16 protein-coding genes are annotated in these 18,235 nt (G+C 69.6%); 5 read left to right on the forward strand and 11 right to left on the reverse strand.

Annotated features, from left to right (window positions below; all coding sequences use genetic code 11):
- The first annotated feature begins 69 nt into the window (after positions 1–69).
- Both ACWA7K_RS15485 and ACWA7K_RS15490 read left to right on the forward strand, forming a co-directional pair.
- Positions 70–1,458, forward strand: coding sequence for a peptidoglycan DD-metalloendopeptidase family protein (locus ACWA7K_RS15485; protein ID WP_456162295.1), 1,389 nt, complete (start codon positions 70–72; stop codon positions 1,456–1,458).
- Positions 1,406–2,596: an anhydro-N-acetylmuramic acid kinase gene (locus ACWA7K_RS15490; RefSeq protein ID WP_456168834.1), complete on the forward strand. Its 1,191-nt coding sequence runs from the start codon at positions 1,406–1,408 to the stop codon at positions 2,594–2,596. Before ACWA7K_RS15485 ends, ACWA7K_RS15490 begins: the two co-directional genes overlap by 53 nt.
- 72 nt (positions 2,597–2,668) lie before the next feature.
- Here ACWA7K_RS15490 and erpA read toward each other — a convergent pair whose 3' ends face one another.
- The 11 genes from erpA to ACWA7K_RS15545 all read right to left on the reverse strand — a co-directional run bounded on the left by erpA (position 2,669) and on the right by ACWA7K_RS15545 (position 12,746).
- Positions 2,669–3,034 (reverse strand): iron-sulfur cluster insertion protein ErpA, encoded by a 366-nt coding sequence (erpA, locus tag ACWA7K_RS15495; RefSeq protein WP_456162296.1) that lies wholly within the window; start codon positions 3,032–3,034, stop codon positions 2,669–2,671.
- Between the two features lie 61 nt (positions 3,035–3,095).
- Positions 3,096–3,521: a bactofilin family protein gene (locus tag ACWA7K_RS15500; RefSeq protein ID WP_456162297.1), complete on the reverse strand. Its 426-nt coding sequence runs from the start codon at positions 3,519–3,521 to the stop codon at positions 3,096–3,098.
- A gap of 60 nt (positions 3,522–3,581) precedes the next feature.
- Positions 3,582–4,328 (reverse strand): DUF6776 family protein, encoded by a 747-nt coding sequence (locus ACWA7K_RS15505; protein WP_456210185.1) that lies wholly within the window; start codon positions 4,326–4,328, stop codon positions 3,582–3,584.
- A 135-nt stretch (positions 4,329–4,463) separates the two neighbouring features.
- Positions 4,464–4,856: a 30S ribosomal protein S9 gene (gene rpsI / locus ACWA7K_RS15510; RefSeq protein ID WP_456162299.1), complete on the reverse strand. Its 393-nt coding sequence runs from the start codon at positions 4,854–4,856 to the stop codon at positions 4,464–4,466.
- 9 nt (positions 4,857–4,865) lie between these two features.
- Positions 4,866–5,294 carry a 50S ribosomal protein L13 gene (rplM, locus tag ACWA7K_RS15515; RefSeq protein WP_456162300.1) on the reverse strand — a complete coding sequence of 143 codons (429 nt, stop codon included), beginning with the start codon at positions 5,292–5,294 and terminating at the stop codon, positions 4,866–4,868.
- A gap of 226 nt (positions 5,295–5,520) precedes the next feature.
- Positions 5,521–6,684 (reverse strand): BMP family ABC transporter substrate-binding protein, encoded by a 1,164-nt coding sequence (locus ACWA7K_RS15520; protein WP_456162301.1) that lies wholly within the window; start codon positions 6,682–6,684, stop codon positions 5,521–5,523.
- A 58-nt stretch (positions 6,685–6,742) separates the two neighbouring features.
- On the reverse strand, positions 6,743–7,663 hold the full coding sequence (locus tag ACWA7K_RS15525; RefSeq protein ID WP_456162302.1) for an ABC transporter permease: 921 nt from the start codon (positions 7,661–7,663) through the stop codon (positions 6,743–6,745).
- 37 nt (positions 7,664–7,700) lie between these two features.
- Positions 7,701–8,834: an ABC transporter permease gene (locus tag ACWA7K_RS15530; RefSeq protein ID WP_456162303.1), complete on the reverse strand. Its 1,134-nt coding sequence runs from the start codon at positions 8,832–8,834 to the stop codon at positions 7,701–7,703.
- Positions 8,835–8,875: 41 nt separating this feature from the next.
- Positions 8,876–10,408 carry an ABC transporter ATP-binding protein gene (locus ACWA7K_RS15535; protein ID WP_456162304.1) on the reverse strand — a complete coding sequence of 511 codons (1,533 nt, stop codon included), beginning with the start codon at positions 10,406–10,408 and terminating at the stop codon, positions 8,876–8,878.
- A 14-nt stretch (positions 10,409–10,422) separates the two neighbouring features.
- Positions 10,423–11,724, reverse strand: a complete 1,302-nt coding sequence (guaD, locus tag ACWA7K_RS15540; RefSeq protein WP_456162305.1) for a guanine deaminase — start codon at positions 11,722–11,724, stop codon at positions 10,423–10,425.
- On the reverse strand, positions 11,721–12,746 hold the full coding sequence (locus ACWA7K_RS15545) for a LysR family transcriptional regulator (RefSeq protein ID WP_456162306.1): 1,026 nt from the start codon (positions 12,744–12,746) through the stop codon (positions 11,721–11,723). Before ACWA7K_RS15545 ends, guaD begins: the two co-directional genes overlap by 4 nt.
- Before the next feature lie 128 nt (positions 12,747–12,874).
- Here ACWA7K_RS15545 and xdhA point away from each other — a divergent pair, with 128 nt between their 5' ends.
- Genes xdhA through xdhC form a run of 3 tightly spaced genes read left to right on the forward strand, consistent with a single transcriptional unit; the run spans position 12,875 to position 17,720 of the window.
- Complete coding sequence (gene xdhA / locus ACWA7K_RS15550; RefSeq protein ID WP_456162307.1) at positions 12,875–14,458, forward strand: xanthine dehydrogenase small subunit; 1,584 nt, start codon at positions 12,875–12,877, stop codon at positions 14,456–14,458.
- Positions 14,455–16,830, forward strand: coding sequence for a xanthine dehydrogenase molybdopterin binding subunit (gene xdhB, locus ACWA7K_RS15555; RefSeq protein WP_456162308.1), 2,376 nt, complete (start codon positions 14,455–14,457; stop codon positions 16,828–16,830). The genes xdhA and xdhB overlap by 4 nt, the downstream gene beginning before the upstream one ends.
- Positions 16,827–17,720, forward strand: coding sequence for a xanthine dehydrogenase accessory protein XdhC (gene xdhC / locus ACWA7K_RS15560; protein WP_456162309.1), 894 nt, complete (start codon positions 16,827–16,829; stop codon positions 17,718–17,720). The genes xdhB and xdhC overlap by 4 nt, the downstream gene beginning before the upstream one ends.
- Positions 17,721–18,235 lie beyond the last annotated feature (515 nt).

The raw sequence follows: 18,235 nt of genomic DNA on the forward strand, positions 1-18,235 counted from the left end.
GACGGGCAGGCCACCCGCCTTCCCGACCCGACATGGCCCGCCACGCGGGCACTCATCTGGTGACATCGGTTGAAGATTCGAAGCGAACACGTGCGCCTGTGCATGGCACGTGCCGAACTGGCATTGCGCCAGCATCCCCGGGTCCTGAGCGGCGCCGCCCTGACGCTGCTGCTGGGCAGCGCGGTGACGGCCTTCGGCGTCGCACCGCTGACGCCGATCGACACCACGCCGGTCAGCACCCGCATCATCACCGAGACGCTCTCGGTGCCGGATCTTGCGCAACAGGCTTCGTCGCTCGACGATCTGGCACTCGCCCTGCACCGCAACGATGTGACCCGCGCCGGCGACACCGCCGATTCGTTGCTGGCACGCCTGGGCATCCAGGATCTCGAAGCGGCCAGCTTCCTGCGTCGTGATCGCACGGCACAGCGCATCCTGACCGGCCGTACCGGCAAACGCGTGCAGGCCACCAGCCAGGCCGGCGCCAACGGGCAGCTCCGGGAACTGATCGTGCGCGGTCCCGCCCTCGACAGCTCGCGCGCACTGACCCACTTCTCGCGGGTGACGATCCAGCGAGAAGGCCGCGGTTTCAACATCCACGAGGAAGACGTGGCCCTGGGCGTCGACGTGCGCAGCAGCGCCGGAACGATCCAGTCCAGCCTGTTCGCCGCCGCCGACCAGGCTGGTCTGCCCGACTCGGTCACCGCGCAGATGGCCGAGATCTTCGGCAGCGACATCGACTTCCGTCGCGAACTTCGCAAGGGCGACACCTTCGCGGTGATCTACGAGTCGCTGTCGGCAGACGGTCAACCGCTGACCTGGGGCGCCAACGTCGGACGCGTGCTGTCGGCCCGCTTCGTCAACGACGGCCATGTGCTGGACGCTGTCTGGTTCCAGGAAGGTGATCAGCGCGGCGGTTACTACAGCGCCGACGGCAAGAGCAAGGCGCGTGTCTTCCTCGCCTCGCCGCTGGCGTTCTCGCGGGTAACGTCCGGCTTCTCGATGCGTTTCCACCCGATCCTGCAACAGTGGCGCGCCCACCTCGGCGTCGACTACGCGGCGCCCACGGGCACGCCCGTGCGCAGCATCGGTGACGGCACCGTCGAGTTCGCAGGGGTCCAGAACGGCTACGGCAACGTGGTGATCGTCCGCCACGGCGGCGAACACAGCACCGTCTATGCCCACCTGAGCCGGATCGGCGTGCGGGTGGGCCAGAAGATCGGCCAGGGCGAAACGCTCGGCGCGGTCGGCAGTACCGGCTGGGCAACCGGCCCGCATCTGCATTTCGAGTTCAAGCAGGGTGGCCGCCAGGTCGATCCGATCAAGGTGGCCCGAAGCTCCGAGGCCGTCAGCCTGAGCACCGCCGCACTGGGTCGCTTCCGCAGCATGGCTGCGCTTGAGCAGGATCGCCTCGCCGGCGCCATCGCCTCCGCCTCTGCGGTCGCCCAGATGGAGTGAGCGGCGCACGGCCGCGACGATGATCCGCTGCATCGGCCTGATGTCGGGCACGTCGATGGACGGCGTCGACGGCGTCGTCGCCCGATGGGATGACGACGGCCGCTGGCTCGGCGTGGATGCACACGCGCAATTGCCCTTCTCTGCGGAGTTGCGTGCCGGGCTGATGGCCCTGCAGGCCAGCGGCCCCGACGAACTCCACCGCAGTGCCCTGGCCGCCCATTCACTGGCGGAGGTCTATGCGGCCACGGTCGCGCGGCTCCTGTCCGACACGGGCCTGCAGCCGCAGGACATCAGCGCCGTCGGTGCCCACGGTCAGACCGTGCGTCACCAGCCCGGCCTGCACGACGGCATCGGCTACACCTGCCAGATCAACAGCCCGGCGTTGCTGGCCGAACGTTGCGGCATCGACGTGATCGCCGACTTCCGCAGCCGCGACGTCGCCGCAGGTGGACAGGGCGCGCCGCTGGTTCCACCGTTTCACGGCGCCGTGTTCGGACGCACCGATGCCACGCTCGGAGTCGTCAACATCGGCGGCATCGCCAACCTGACCGTGCTGGTGCCTGGCCAGCCTCCACGCGGCTGGGACACCGGTCCGGGCAATGTGCTGATGGATGGCTGGATCGCCCGGCACCAGGGACTCCCCTACGACAACGCTGGCCGCTGGGCCGCGCAAGGCCGGGTGGACAGCGGGCTGCTGGCCGCACTTCTGTCCGAGCCCTACCTGAGCCTGCCACCGCCCAAGAGCACGGGGCGGGACCTGTTCCACGCCGACTGGTTGCAGCACCGGCTGTCGGCGGCCGGTTGCATCGGCTTGAACGCCGTCGACGTCCAGGCGACGCTCTGCGAGTTCACGGCCGCGTCGATCGCCCAAGCCATCCAGCGCGCCGCGCCAACCGCGCGCGAACTGCTCGTCTGTGGCGGCGGCGCCTACAACGATGACCTGATGCGGCGCCTGAAGATCGCCCTCCCAGGCATGCGCGTGTGTGGCTCCGATCAGGCTGGCTTGCCGCCGATGCAGGTCGAAGCCGCCGCCTTTGCCTGGCTGGCGCACCAGCATCTCCTCGGTCGGGCCGGGAACGAGCCAGCGGTGACCGGAGCGCGCGGGCCGCGCATCCTCGGCGCCCGCTACCCGGCCTGATCTCGCTCCAGGCGTCGTCTGCGGACATGAAAAAGCCGCCCGGAGGCGGCTGATCGCGGCGTGACCGGGCGGTCAGACCGAGAAGCTCGATCCGCAACCGCAGGTGGTCGTCGCGTTCGGGTTCTTGATGACGAACTGGGCGCCCTGGAGGTCTTCCTTGTAGTCGATCTCGGCGCCGACGAGATACTGCAGGCTCATGGCATCGATCAGCAGCGTGACGCCGTTCTTGGCCATCTGCGTGTCGTCGTCGTTGACGATCTCGTCGAACGTGAAGCCGTACTGGAAGCCGGAGCAGCCACCACCCTGCACGAAGACGCGCAGCTTCAGGTCCGGGTTGCCTTCCTCGGCCACCAGATCAGCCACCTTGGCGGCGGCGCTGTCGGTGAAGATGATGGGCGCGGGCATCTCGGTCTGGACGTTTTCCGCAACGGCGCTCATGGGCGACTCCTGATTTCTGCTCGAAGGAACCCGAGGCTGCGAGGAGCCCCGGCTGGGTGGATCAATTCGTGTCGTTGCCGGTGGCCAGCAGCTTCAGCGAAGGCTTGTCGTCGATGACGGCGCCGGGGAGAACCCCGCCGCTCATGCGCTGGAGCGCTCCATCGATCGACGCGCCCTGGTGCATCTCGAGCGACTCGTAACGAACTTCGCCTTCGATGCGTGCCTTGGGCTGCAGCTCAAGCAGGTGAGTCGACTCGACCGGCCCGATCACGGTGCCGTTGATGATGACATGGCCGGCCTTGACCGTGCCCACGACCCTGGCTTTCTCGCTGATCACGAGGATGCTGGTGTCATCGGCGCTGGCGACCACATCACCCTGGACTTCGCCGTCGATGCGCAGGCCGCCGCTGAAGCGAAGAAGGCCCTGCACGACGGTGCCTTCACCGACGAGGCTGCGGATCGCAGGCTGCTTTTTCGAACCGAACATGGACTTTTCCTGGAGAACAGTGGATGAGCGAGTGGACGACGTGCAGCGCGCGCTGACGCGTCAGAGGCGTGCGGTGTCGGAGGTCTGAACCTTGCCGGCCGCATCGTAGACCTTGATTTCCACTATTTTCACAACGGCAGCTGACGGGTAGTCGGCCGCACCTTCCAGACGCTGATACTGCTTCAGATTCACGCTCTGCGTGGGCTCACGCAGCACGTGCGACCAGGCCTTGCCGTCGAGCGTGCCACTGAGCGCCAGCTCGTAGCGACCCTGGAACACCGCCGTGCGGCCGCTGGCCTGCATCAGCAGACCCTGATAGCGCAGGCGCCCGGGCGCCTCGATCTCGACCTGCAGGCCGCGCAGGTTCAGCACCCGGTTGCCGCCGGTCGAGGGCATCAGGCGCTCGAAGAAGGCCAGGTCACGGGTCAGCGCAAGGTTCTCGGCCTCGAGTGACTTCACGCGGGCGGCGAGGCTGTCCTGTGTCGCGCGCTCGGTCTTCAGCAGCGTGTCGGCCGAGTTGGCGACCGAGACGGCGCGGTCATGTTCGCCGCGCAGCCGGGAGATCTCGTCACGCAGCCGGACCAGCTCTTCCTGGGCACCACGGTCGATGCCCGCGATGTCCTTGCCGAACTCGTAGGCCCAGAGTCCGAGCGCTGCGCAGAACCCCAGCATCAAGGCGAACGCGGCCCAGCGCAGGGGCCAGGGCAGGCGGCTGCGCACGGCGACCCGTGGCGCACTGACCGACAGACGACGACGGAGTAGCTTCCAGCGCATGGAGAGGAGCAATGGGGAACCGGAGAGATGCATGGCCGGGCTCGGCAGCGCCCGCACCATACACGAAGGGCCACCCACGGTGGCCCTTCGTCTTGTGAACAGGGTTGCACCCTGTTCCAGTCCGCAGCGGACACCACCTGAAAGGGTGGTGCCGGCTGGCGCTGTCGATCAGCGCTTGCTGAACTGCTTGCGGCGGCGAGCGCCGTGCAGACCGACCTTCTTGCGCTCAACTTCGCGCGCGTCACGCGTCACGAAGCCGGCGTTGCTCAGCTCGGGCTTGAGCGCGGCGTCGTAGTCGATCAGCGCGCGCGTCACACCGTGACGCACCGCACCGGCCTGACCCGACTCGCCACCGCCGTGCACGTTGACCTTGATGTCGAACGCTTCCGCGTTGTTGGTCAGCAGCAGCGGCTGCTTGCAGATCATGATCGAGGTCTGACGGCCGAAATACTCTTCGACAGCCTTGCCATTGACCGTGATCTTGCCGGTGCCCTTCTTGATGAAGACACGCGCCACCGACGACTTGCGACGGCCCGTGCCGTAGTTCCATTCACCGATCATCGCGGCTCCTTAGATGTCCAGCGTCTTGGGCTGCTGAGCGGCGTGCGGGTGCTCACCACCGGCATAGACCTTCAGCTTCTTGATCATCGCGTAGCCCAGCGGACCCTTGGGCAGCATGCCCTTGACCGCCTTCTGGAGCGCGCGGCCGGGGTGCTTGGCCTGCAGGTCACGGAAGTTGGTCTCGTAGATCCCGCCCGGGAAGCCCGAATGGCGGTAGTACTTCTTGTCGAGCGACTTCGTGCCGGTCACGCGGAGCTTTTCCGCGTTGACGACGACGATGAAATCACCGGTATCCACGTGAGGCGTGTAAATGGCCTTGTGTTTGCCGCGCAGGCGGAGGGCGACTTCGCTGGCCACCCGTCCGAGGACCTTGTCGGTCGCGTCAATCACAAACCACTCATGCACGACCTCGGCCGGCTTGGCGCTGAAGGTCTTCATGGCAAATCTTTCATTTGCGGGTTGAGGTGCTACTGGCATCCCGGCGCATCGGTGCCGCTTGTCGGTGCGGCCTCTCAGGTCGGGCTTCGAAAGCCTGTCCGGCTTGACGCCGGATGACTTCCTGTCTTTCCGCGTAGCTGAAACGGAAAAGCCCGCGAGTATAGCGCATGCGCACACTCGCGGGCCTGGCCTGTGACCCGGGAAGCCCCGGGTCAGGCGTGCGGCATCACTTGCCGGTCGGGACCTTGCCTTCGACGCCCTTGACGTAGAAGTTGATGCCGCCCATGAACTTGTCGTCGGCGACCTCGTCCTTCTTCAGGACTTCCTTGCCGTCCTGACCCACGATCGGGCCCTTCCAGACAGCGAAGCTGCCGTCGGCCAGGCCGGCCTTGGCCTTCTCGACCTTCGCCTTCAGGTCGGCCGGAACCTTGTCGCTGATCGAGACGATGTCGATCGCGCCTTCCTTGACGCCCCACCAGACGCCGCCCGTCTGCCAGGAGCCTTCCAGCGCGTCCTTGACGGCCTTCTTGTAGTACGGCGCCCAGTTGATGATGGCCGACGCCAGGTGCGCGTTGGCCGCGTACTTGCTCATGTCGGAGTCCCAGCCGAAGGCGAACTTGCCCTTCTCCTCGGCCTTCTGCAGCACCGCGCTGGAGTCGGTGTTCTGGAACAGCACGTCGGCGCCGCCCGAGATCAGGCTCTGCGCGCCTTCGCCTTCCTTCGGCGGATCGAACCACTTGTTGACCCACACCACCTTGGTCTTGACCTTGGGGTTGACGCTCTGGGCGCCCAGGGTGAACGAGTTGATGTTGCGGATCACCTCGGGGATGGGGATCGAGCCGACCACGCCCAGCACGTTGGACTTGGTCATGCCGCCGGCGATCACGCCCGCAAGGTAGGCACCCTCGTAGGTGCGGCTGTCGTAGGTGCGCAGGTTCGGCGCGGTCTTGTAGCCGGTGGCGTGCTCGAACTTGACGTCCGGCGTGTCGGCGGCGACCTTCAGCATCGGCTCCATGTAGCCGAAGGTGGTGCCGAAGATCAGCTTGTTGCCCTGGCCGACCAGGTCGCGCATGACGCGCTCGGCGTCGGCCGACTCGGGCACGTTCTCGACGAAGCTGGTGACGATCTTGTCGCCGAACTCGGCCTCGACGGCCTTGCGGGCGTTGTCGTGGGCGAAGGTCCAGCCGGCGTCGCCGACCGGGCCGACGTAGGCGAAGGCGACCTTCAGCGGTTCGGGCTTGGCGGGTGCCGCGGCGGCCGAGGCCGGTGCGGCGGCGGGCGCGGCCGGAGCCGCCTCTTCCTTCTTGCCGCAACCCACCAGCGCGGCGGTGGCGGCCAGCGCGGCCCAGCTGGTGGCCTTGAGGATCGTTCGCTTCGAGAGCTTGGTCATGCGTTCTCCAGATGTCGTGAGAGTGACGGTCGACTGCGGGGTGAAATTATGGGGGGGCTCAGGAGCCCGGGAAGAAGGGCTTGCCGATCGAGGCCGGCATGTTGATGCGTATCCACGTCGGATTGCGCGAGATCAGCACCAGGACGACCACCGTGGCGAGGTAGGGCAGCATGGTCAGCCATTGGCTGGGAATCTGCACGCCCTCGCCCTGGAGGTGGAACTGCAGCATCGTGACGCCGCCGAACAGGTAGGCCCCGAGCAAGACCCGGGCCGGGCGCCAGGTCGCGAAGGTCGTCAGCGCGAGCGCGATCCAGCCCTTGCCGGCCGTCATGCCCTCGACCCACAGCGGCGTGTAGATGACCGACAGGTAGGCCCCCGCGACACCGCACAGCGCCCCGCCAGCCAGCACGGCGGCGAAGCGGATGCGGCGCACCGGATAGCCCAGCGCATGGGCCGATTCGGGCGATTCGCCGATCGCGCGCAGCACCAGTCCGGCACGCGAGCGGTAGAGGAACCAGGCCAGCGCGAGCATGAACAGCACGGTCAGGTAGACCATCGGGTGATGCTTGAAGAAGGCCGGGCCGATGAAGGGGATGTCGGCCAGCACGGGCACCTCGAAGCGCGGCCGCTCGGCCAGCTTGGCCTGCGTGTAGCTGATGCCCAGGAAGGCCGAGAAGCCGCCGCCGAACAGGCTCAGCGCCAGGCCGGAGGCGTACTGGTTGGTGTTCAGCCAGATCACCAGCACGCCGAAGATGGCGGCCATCGCGGCACCGGCGAGCGCACCGGCACCAAAGGCGAGCCAGTCGTTGCCGGTGTGCACCGAGGTGGCGAATCCGGCGATCGCGGCGACCAGCATCATCCCCTCGGCGCCGAGGTTGAGGATGCCGGCCCGCTCGTTGATCAGCAGGCCCAGCGCGGCGATGGCCAGCACGGTGCCGGCACTCAGGGTGGCGGCCAGCAGCAAGGCGATTTCGTTCATGGCATGGGGTTCCGATGAGGGTGTCGGGGCGCCGGCATCAGGCCGTGCGAGCCTGGCTGGTGGCCGTCTTGGCGGTCGTGGCCGGGGCTGCCGGCGCCTTGCGCGCGACCCAGCGCAGCCGGTAGACGATCAGCGTGTCGCAGGCCAGCAGCGAGAACAGCAGCAGGCCCTGGAACACGCCCGTGATGGACTTGGGCAGACCCATGCGCGACTGCGCCAGCTCGCCGCCGATGTAGAACATGCTCATCAGCACGGCCGAGAACACGATGCCCACCGGATGCAGCCGGCCGACGAAGGCCACGATGATGGCCGCGAAGCCGTAGCCGGCCGGCACGTACGGCGTCAGCTGGCCGAGCGGTCCGGCCGCCTCCAGCGCACCGGCCAGGCCGGCCATGCCGCCCGACACCAGCAGCGCCGTCCACAGCGCCGCGCGTGACGAGAAGCCGGCATAACGCGACGCCGCCGGCGCCAGCCCGCCGACCTGCAGCGCATAGCCGCGGTAGGTGCGGAACAGGAACACCGTGAAGGCCACCACCAGCGCCAGCGCGACCAGCACGCCGATGTTGGCGCGCAGCCCGGTGAACAGCTTGGGGATGCGGGTGATCGCGTCGAAGGTGACGGTCTGCGGGAAGTTGTAGCCCTGCGGATCCTTCCAGGGGCCGTAGACGAGGTAGCTCAGCACCATCTCGGCGACGTAGACCAGCATCAGGCTGACCAGGATCTCGCTGGCGTTGAAGCGGTCGCGCAGCAGCGCCACCACGCCGGCCCAGACCATGCCGCCGAGCACGCCGGCCAGCAGGACCACGACGACGATGCCGCGCCCCATCCAGGCCCAGCCCGAATCGGGTCCGACCTGCAGCGCGACCCAGCCACCGGCCAGCGCGCCGAAGATGTACTGGCCCTCGGCGCCGATGTTCCACAGGTTCGAGCGGAAGCACACCGCCAGACCCAGCGCGATCAGCACCAGCGGCACCGCCTTCACACTCAGTTCCGACAGCGCGTAGGCGTTCTTGATCGGCTCGTGGAAGAACACCTGCAGGCCCTTCACCGGGTCCTTGCCCAGCATCACGAACAGCGTGATGCCGATCAGCACGGTGATGACCAGCGCCAGCAGCGGCGAGGCCAGCGACATCCACTGCGAGGGCTGGGCCCTGGGTTCGAGCTTGAACATGTCGGTTCCTTGGTTCTCTCTCGTGCGCGGCCGTGGCCGGCTCAGGCGTGGCCGGGGACGGCGGCGGCGTCCTTCGCGTCCCACAGGCCCGACATCCATTCGCCGATGCGTTCGATGGTCGCCTGCGCCGTCGGGATCGACGGCGAGACGCGGCCCTGCGCGATGACGACCATGCGGTCGCAGATCTCGAACAGCTCGTCAAGCTCCTCGCTGACCACCAGCACCGCGCCGCCCGCGTCACGCAACGCCAGCAGCTCGCCGCGGATCTGCGCGGCCGCGCCGACGTCCACGCCCCAGGTCGGCTGGCTGATGATCAGCAGCTTCGGCTGGGCGTCGATCTCCCGGCCGACGATGAACTTCTGCAGGTTGCCGCCCGACAGCGACTTGGCCGCCGCGTCCGGCCCGCCGGCCTTGACCTTGAAGCGCTCGATCAGGCCGGCGGCCTGCGCGCGGATCGCGGCCATCTTCAGCCAGCCACCGGCGCCGACGCCTTCGGTGCGCGTCAGCAGCACGTTGTGCGCGAGCGAGAGCGTCGGCACGGCGCCGCGACCCAGCCGTTCCTCGGGCACGAAATGCAGTCCCAGCTTGCGACGCCGGCGCGGCGACGCGCGCGAGACGTCGTGGCCGAACAGCGCCAGGCTGCCGGGCGCGGCGCGCGGGTCCTCGCCGGACAGCGCGGCCATCAGTTCCTGCTGGCCGTTGCCCGACACCCCGGCGATGCCGACGATCTCGCCGCAGCGCACGTCCAGCGCGATGTCGGCCAGGTTCATGCCGAACGGATCCTGCTTGGCCAGGTTCAGGCCCTTGACCGCCAGCGCGACCTCGCCCGGCCGGCTCGGCCGGTGCTGCAGCGCCGGCGGCTCGGCGCCGATCATCAGGCGCGACAGCGACGCGTTGGTCTCCTGCGTCGGGTCGACCTCGCCGGTGACCTTGCCGCCGCGCAGCACCGTGCAGTGGTGGCACAGCGCGCGGATCTCGTCGAGCTTGTGGCTGATGTAGAGGATCGCGCAGCCCTCGTCGGCCAGCTGGCGCAGCGTCACGAACAGCTTGTCGACCGCCTGCGGCGTCAGCACCGAGGTCGGCTCGTCGAGGATCAGCAGCTGCGGCCGCGTCAGCAGCGCCCGCACGATCTCGACCCGCTGGCGCTCGCCGACGCTGAGCGTGTGGACCGGCCGCAGCGGGTCGACGTCCAGGCCGTAGACCCCGGCAACCTCGCGGATGCGGGCGGTGACATCGGCCAGGCTCATCGACTTGTCCAGGCCCAGCCAGACGTTCTCGGCCGCCGTCAGCGTGTCGAACAGCGAGAAGTGCTGGTAGACCATGCTGATGCCCAGCGTGCGCGCCTGCGCCGGGCTGGCGATGCGAACGGTCTGGCCGTTCCAGCGGATCTCGCCGGCATCGGGCTGCACCGCGCCGTAGATCATCTTCATCATGGTCGACTTGCCGGCGCCGTTCTCGCCCAGCACGGCATGGATCTGGCCGGGCATCACCGTCAGGCTGACGTCGTCGTTGGCGCGCACCGCCGGGTACTGCTTGGTGATGCCGCTGAGTTGCAGGCGAGGAACAGGGCTCATCGGTGGGCTCCAGGTCAGGCGGTCGGCCGGGCACGGCCGGCAATCCAGGTCTCGCGCAGGTTGCGCTCGTCGCTCAGCATCAGCCAGGCGAACAGGCGCTCGTGCAAGCTGCGCGCCAGCGCGTCGCGGTGCGTCGCGACCGGGCCGGCGGCCCAGTCCCAGACGCACAGGTCGGCCGTGCAGCCGGGCTCGAACGAGCCGATCTCATGGGCCAGCCCGAGCGCCTCGGCGCCGCCGCGCGTGGCCGCATGCAGGGCCTTGTAGGCCGACAGCCGCACGCCCTGCATCGCCTGCATCTTGTAGGCATCGGACAGCGTGCGCTGGATCGACAGGCTGGTGCCACCGCCCACGTCGCTGGCGATGCTGACGCGCGCGCCGGCCGCCTCCAGCGCCTGCCAGCCGAACAGGCCGCTGCCCAGGAACAGGTTGCTGCTCGGGCTGTGCGCGATCTGCGCGCCGGTGTCGGCCAGCAAGGCACGGTCGGTGTCGTCGAGCCAGATGCCGTGGGCCAGCACCGCACGCTCGTTGAGCAGGCCGGCGCGGTGGTAGACGTCCAGGTAGCTGCGCGCCTCGGGGAACAGCTCGGCGACCCAGGCCACCTCGGCGCGGTTCTCGGCCACATGGGTCTGCATGTACAGGCCCGGGATCTCGGCCAGCAGGCGGCCGGCCATCGCCAGCTGCGCGGGCGTGCTGGTCGGCGCGAAACGCACCGTCAGCGCATACGACAGGCGACCGGTGCCATGCCAGCGGGCGATCAGCTCGCGGCTGTCGGCCTCGGCGCCGACAACGTCGTCGCGCAGGCCGTCGGGCGCGTGGCGGTCCATCAGCACCTTGCCGGCGATCAGCCGCATGCCGCGCTCGTGCGCCGCCGCCAGCAGCGCATCGGCCGAGACCTTGTGGACGGTGGGGAACACCACTGCCGTGGTCGTGCCGTGCGCCAGCAGCGCGTCCAGGAAACCCGCCGCGCCGGCCCGCGCGACGGCCGGATCGGCATAACGCCGCTCGGCCGGAAAGGTGTAGGTCTCCAGCCAGTCCAGCAGCTCGGTGCCGTAGCTGGTGATCACGTCCAGCTGCGGGCTGTGCACGTGGGTGTCGATGAAGCCGGGCAGGATCAGCTGGCCGGTGCGGACCTCGCGCTGCCAGTCCGGTCCCGGGGCCTCGGCCTGCACCGTGACGATGCGGCCGTCCTCGATCAGCAGCCAGTGGCCGGGCCGATGGCGCACGCCGGGATGGCCGTCCTGCGGCGCCGACCAGCCCGGATCGGCGGTGAAGTCGAGCAGGTCGCCCTGCAGCGCGATGCGGCGCGGCGCGGTCATGACGGCTTCCCGTTGGACACGTTCGAAACGTTCGACACGTTGGTCACGCCGGGCGCGTGGGTCGTGCGGGCGCTGCCCAGCGTGCGGGCCACGTCGCGCACGGTCTCGCGCAGCCAGCGCAGGGAAGCGGCGTTGTGGCTGACGTCGTGCCACAGCTGGTAGTAGGTCATGCTCGGGAAGTTGACGGGACAGCGCACGATGCGCAGCGGCAGGCTGTCGAGGTAGCGCTGGCAGAACAGCCGGCCGGTCGTCAGCACCAGCTGGGTCTGCGCCAGCATCAGCGGCATCAGCGCGAAGTGCGGGCTGCGCACGACGATGCGGCGCTGCTTGCCCAGCCGCTGCAGGTGTTCGTCGATCACGCCGACCGCGCCGGCATGCAGGGCCGTCGGCGCGATGTGTTCGGCGTCGAGGTAGCGCTCGAGCGTCCAGCTGCGCGGGTTGCGCACGGCCGGGTGGTCCTGCGCGACGAGGCAGACGACCTCGTCGGCGAACAGCCGCCCCAGGTGCAGCTCGCCGGGCGGTTCAAGCCAGTTGCCGATCACCAGGTCGACCTCGCCGCGCGCCAGCCGGGCGCGGTAGTCGTAGTCGGCCGACAGCGGGTGGATGGTCAGGTGGGCCAGCGGCGCCTGCTGCTTGACGCGCGCCACCAGCGCGGGCAAGAAACTCGGGTCGAGGTAGTCGCTCGCCGCGATGCGGAACTCGACCGCCTGCGACTGCGGCGAGAAGGCCCGGAACGCGCGGTCGCCGAACTTGCCGCCGAACAGCTGCTCGGCACTGCGCAGCAGCGCCTCGGCCGGTGCCATCAGCTGCAACGCGACCTCGGTGGGCACCATGCCGGTGCCCGCACGCACCAGCAAGGCGTCACCGGTGAGGGCGCGCAGCCGCTTGAGCTGGGCGCTCACGGCGGGCTGGGTGGAGGCCAGGCGCATCGCGGCTCGCGAGACGCTGCGTTCGGTGATCACGGTATGGAGGACCCTGACGAGATGAAGCTCGATCTTGTCAAAGTCGACACGGCTGTTCATACGGCTTCGAGCATAGCAACCATCATTCCCGACGTATACCGCTCACAGACGAACGGAGTATCTTGCGGGTAACTCCCGATCCCGTTCCACCCGTTGCAGACGCACCCACGACGACCAAGATGACCACGATGACCATGCCCCGGCCCATCCGCTTCATCCACCGCGGCGAGATCACCCAGCCCGGCGCCGTGCCGACGACCCGCAGCCTGCTCGACTGGCTGCGCGAGGACGCCCGCGGCTGCGGCACCAAGGAAGGCTGCAACGAAGGCGACTGCGGCGCCTGCACCGTGCTGGTCGCGGAACTCGCCAGCGAGCAGGACCGCGCCACGCCCGGCGCCACGCTGATCGGCTCGGGCGACGACACCCTGCGGCTGCGCAACGTCAACGCCTGCCTGGCCTTCCTGCCCACGCTGGACGGCAAGGCCGTCATCCCGGTCGAGGACCTGCCACGCGCCTGCGGCCTGCCGCCCGGCACGCTGCACCCGGCCCAGCAGGCGCTGGTCGACTGCCACGGCTCGCAATGCGGCTTCTGCACCCCCGGCTTCGTGATGACGATGGCGGCGGTCCACGAACGCCAGTGCGCCGCCGGCGGCCCGGCCGACCGCGCGACGCTGGCCGATGACCTGGCCGGCAACCTGTGCCGCTGCACCGGCTACCGGCCGATCCTCGATGCGGCCGGGCAACTCGGCCGGCCCGGCAGCGCGCGGATCGACGCCGCCGCACTGGCCACACAGCTGCGCACGCTGGCACAGGACCCGCCGCTGCACCACGCCGCCGCGCATCCCGCCCGGCCCGATCGCATCGAGCATTTCCACGCCCCGCGCAGCCTGGACGCCGCCGCCGCGCTGAAGGCCGCCGAGCCGGATGCCCGCCTGCTGGCCGGTGCCACCGACATCGGCCTGTGGGTCAACAAGCAGTTCCGAGACCTGGGCACGCTGATCTACCTGGGCGAGGTCGCCGAGCTCAAGCGCATCGACCGCCACGACGGCCTCTTGCGCATCGGCGCGGCCGTCAACCTGGAGGACGCCTGGGCCGCGCTGGCCACGCTGGACGGTGAGCTGGTCGACGCCTGGAAGCGCTTCGCGTCCCCGCCGGTGCGCCATGCCGGCACGCTCGGCGGCAACATCGCCAACGGCTCGCCGATCGGCGACGGCCCGCCGACGCTGCTGGCGCTCGACGCCACGCTGCAGCTGCGCCTCGGCGACGTCAGCCGTGCCCTGCCGATCGACCAGTTCTACCTGCGCTACGGCGTCAACGCGCTGCAAGCCGGCGAGCTGCTGGTCGCGATGGACGTGCCGCTGCCCGCGCCCGGCACGGCGCTGCGCGGCTGGAAGGTCTCCAAGCGCATCGACAGCGACATCTCCACCGTCTACGGCGCCTTCGCCTTGCGGCTCGATGCGGCCGGCGTCGTCGCGCATGTCCGGCTGGCCTGGGGCGGCCTGGCCGCGACGCCGAAGCGCGCCGCACAGGCCGAGGCCGCGATGCTCGGCCAGCCCTGGAACGCCGCGACGCTGGCGGCCGCACAGGCCGCGCTGGCGGCCGAGTTCCAGCCGCTGACGGACCTGCGCGCGAGTGCCGGCTACCGCCAGCGCATCGCCGCCAACCTGCTGCACCGGCTGTGGCTGGAGACCCGACCGGACGACCCGCTCGATCCGTCGCGGACCCGTCTGCGCCTGGCCGGCAAGACCCTCGACACCCCGGAGGCCGCATGAACGCCCCGACCTCGCTCGCCGCCGTCACCACCGCCCGGGACCCGCGCCGCGTCGGCGTGGCCCGCGCGCATGAATCGGCCCATCTGCACGTGCAGGGCAGCGCGCCCTACATCGACGACATCCCCGAAATGGCCGGCACGCTGCACGCAGCGCTCGGCCTGTCGCCGATCGCGCACGGCACGCTGACGGGCCTTGACCTGGACGTGATCCGCGCCCAGCCCGGCGTTGTCGCGGTCTACACCGCCAGCGACTTCCCCGGCCCGAACCAGTGCGGGCCGATCGTGCATGACGACCCCATCCTGTGCGACGGCACGCTGCGCCATGTCGGCCAGCCGGTCTTCCTGGTGGTGGCACGCACGCGTGAGCTGGCTCGCCGCGCCGCCGCCAAGGCCCGGCAGGTGATCCGCGCCGAGCCCCTGCCCGCCGTGCTGACCGCCCGCGAGGCCCATGCGCTGGGCCAGTACGTGGTCCCGCCGATGGTGCTGGACCGTGGCGACGCCGACGCCGCACTGGACGCCGCGCCGCATCGCCTGGCCGGCAGCTTCAGCCTGGGCGGACAGGAACAGTTCTACCTGGAAGGCCAGATCTCCTACGCCATCCCGCAGGAGGACGGCGGCCTGCTGGTGCACTGCTCCACGCAACACCCCAGCGAGATGCAGCACATGGTGGCTCACGCGCTGAGCCTGTCCTCGCACCGCGTGCAGGTGCAGTGCCGGCGCATGGGCGGCGGCTTCGGCGGCAAGGAATCGCAGTCCGCGCTGTTCGCCTGCTGCGCCGCGCTGGCGGCCAGCCGGCTCGGTCGGCCGGTCAAGCTCCGGCCCGATCGCGACGACGACTTCGCCATCACCGGCCGCCGCCACGGCTTCGAGTTCGACTACGAGGTCGGCTTCGACGACGCCGGCCGCGTGCTCGGCGTGCGCGTGGACATGATCTCCAACGCCGGCCATTCCGCCGACCTGTCGCCGCCGGTGATGACCCGCGCGCTGTGCCATTTCGACAATGCCTACTGGCTGCCGGCGGTGCGCATGCGCGGCTACTGCGCCCGCACCAACACGCAGAGCAACACCGCCTTCCGCGGCTTCGGCGGACCGCAGGGCGCGCTGGCCATCGAGGTCATCCTCGACGAGATCGCGCGCCAGCTCGGGCGCGATGCGCTGGCCGTGCGGCAGGCCAACTTCTACGGCACCGACATGCACAACGTCACGCCCTACGAGCAGGTGGTCGAGGACAACGTGATCGAGCCGCTGGTGCGCCAGCTGGCCGAGAAGGCCGATCACGACGGGCGTCGCGCCGCCATCGCCGCCTTCAACGCCGACAGCCCGATCCTGAAGAAGGGCCTGGCGCTCACGCCGATCAAGTTCGGCATCAGCTTCAACGTCGCCCACTTCAACCAGGCCGGCGCGCTGGTGCACATCTACACCGACGGCTCGATCCTGGTGAACCACGGCGGCACCGAGATGGGCCAGGGCCTCAACACCAAGGTCGCGATGGTCGTCGCACACGAGCTGGGCGTCGGCTTCGAGCAGGTCCGTGTGACGGCGACCGACACGCAGAAGATTGCCAACACCTCCGCCACGGCGGCCTCCACCGGCAGCGACCTGAACGGCAAGGCCGCGCAGGACGCGGCCCGCCAGATCCGCGCCCGGCTGGCCGAGTTCATCGCCGCGCGCTGGCAGGTCGACGCCGCCGGCATCACCTTCGGCAACGATGTCGTCGCGCATCCGGCTGGCCACGCCATCGGCTGGAGCGAGCTGATCGGGCAGGCCTACATGGCCCGCGTCCAGCTCTGGAGCGACGGCTTCTACGCCACGCCCGGCCTGCACTGGGACCGCACGCGGCTCAAGGGCAAGCCGTTCTTCTACTTCGCCTACGGGGCCGCGCTCAGCGAGGTCATCGTCGACACGCTGACCGGCGACTGGAAGCTGCTGCGCGCGGACCTGCTGCACGACGTCGGCGCGTCGCTGAACCCTGCGCTGGACATCGGCCAGGTCGAGGGCGCCTTCGTGCAGGGCATGGGCTGGCTGACCACCGAGGAACTCTGGTGGCAGCCGATGAACGGCTCGCCCAACGCCGGCCGGCTGATGACCCACGCGCCCAGCACCTACAAGATCCCGACCGCCAACGACGTGCCGGCCGCGCTGCACACGACCCTGTTCGAGAACCGCAACGTGGCCGACAGCATCCACCGCAGCAAGGCCGTCGGCGAGCCGCCGCTGCTGCTGCCCTTCAGCGTCTTCCTGGCCATCCGCGATGCGGTCTCGTCGGTCGGCGATCACCGCGTGCAACCGCCGCTGCGCGCACCGGCGACCGGCGAGGCGATCCTCGATGCGGTCGACGCGGTCCGGGCGGCACTGCAGGCCATCGGCCCATGAACACGGCCCACGCCACGCCGCCCGAGCTGGTGCTGCACGCCACCGCGCAGCAGTGGCTGGCGGCCGGGCGCGTCGCCATCGACGTCTGCATCAGCGCCCATCGCGGCTCGGTGCCACGCGAGACCGGCACGCACATGCTGGTCTCGGCCACGCAGGTGCTGGGCACGATCGGCGGCGGTCACCTGGAGCTGCAGGCGATCGACGCGGCCCGTGCGCTGCTGGCGCAAGGCCCGGATGCGCTCGCCGCGCTGGCCGCCGCACCCCGCATCTGGCCCATCGCCCTGGGCCCGTCGCTCGGCCAGTGCTGCGGCGGCCACGTCACGCTGACGCTGCGCCCGCTCGACAGCACCGCGCTGGCGGGCTGGCACCTCAGGCCGCCGCTGCTGCACCTGCAACTGCACGGCGCCGGCCACGTCGGCCGCGCCATCGTGCGGCTGCTGGCCGATCTCCACGTGTCGGTGCAATGGGTCGACACGCGCGAGAGCGAGTTCCCGCCGCTGGCCGCGCACGAGACCGCCCACATCGAACGCCTGTGCAGCGACAGCCCCGAAGCCGAGGTCGCCAGCGCCCCGCCGGGCGCGTTCTTCCTCGTGCTGACGCACAGCCACGACCTCGACCTGCGCATCACCGAGGCCATCCTGCGGCGCGGCGACTTCGCCTGGTGCGGCCTGATCGGCAGCCAGACCAAGCGCGCCCGCTTCCTGCACCGCCACGAGGCCCGCGGCATCAGCGCCGCAACCCTGTCCCGCCTGACCTGCCCGATCGGCCTGCCCGGCATCCCCGGCAAGGAACCCGAAATCCTCGCCATCGCGGTGGTGGCGCAGTTGCTGCAGGTGGCGCAAGCGAGGTTGGCCACGACGTCCATCCCGACGGAAAGCATCCCCCGGTAGGTCGGACACCTCCGGTGTCCGACGGGCTCGTGGCGCGTGATGCGTGGGGTTGCATCAGCGAACCGACCGGGCGATGCGACGGGTGCGTTCAACGAGGTTGTGGGGCGGTGGCCCATTGGCACCAGCCCGTCGGACACGTCCCGTGTCCGACCTACCGAATGTGCGTCGGCCGATGGCGACGTTTCATTGCGTATCACACGTGGATCGAATGCTGTCCGGTGGCGAAATCCCACCGCGCATCCACCCTGTATCGAAATCCGTGGTAGGTCGGACACCTCCGGTGTCCGACGGGCTCGTGCCGCGTGATGCGTGGGGTTGCATCAGCGAACCGACCGGGCGATGCGACGGGTGCGTTCGACAAGGTCGTGCATCGGTGGCCTATCGGCGCGAGCCCGTCGGACACGTGCCGTGTCCGACCTACCGAAGGTGCGCCGGCCGATGGGCGGCGTTTCAATGCGCATCAAATCTGGTTCGAATGCTGTCCGATGGCGTCGTCTTGCCGCGCCTCAACCCTT

It is taken from the genome of Leptothrix mechoopdaensis (SeqCode), from assembly GCF_053893855.1.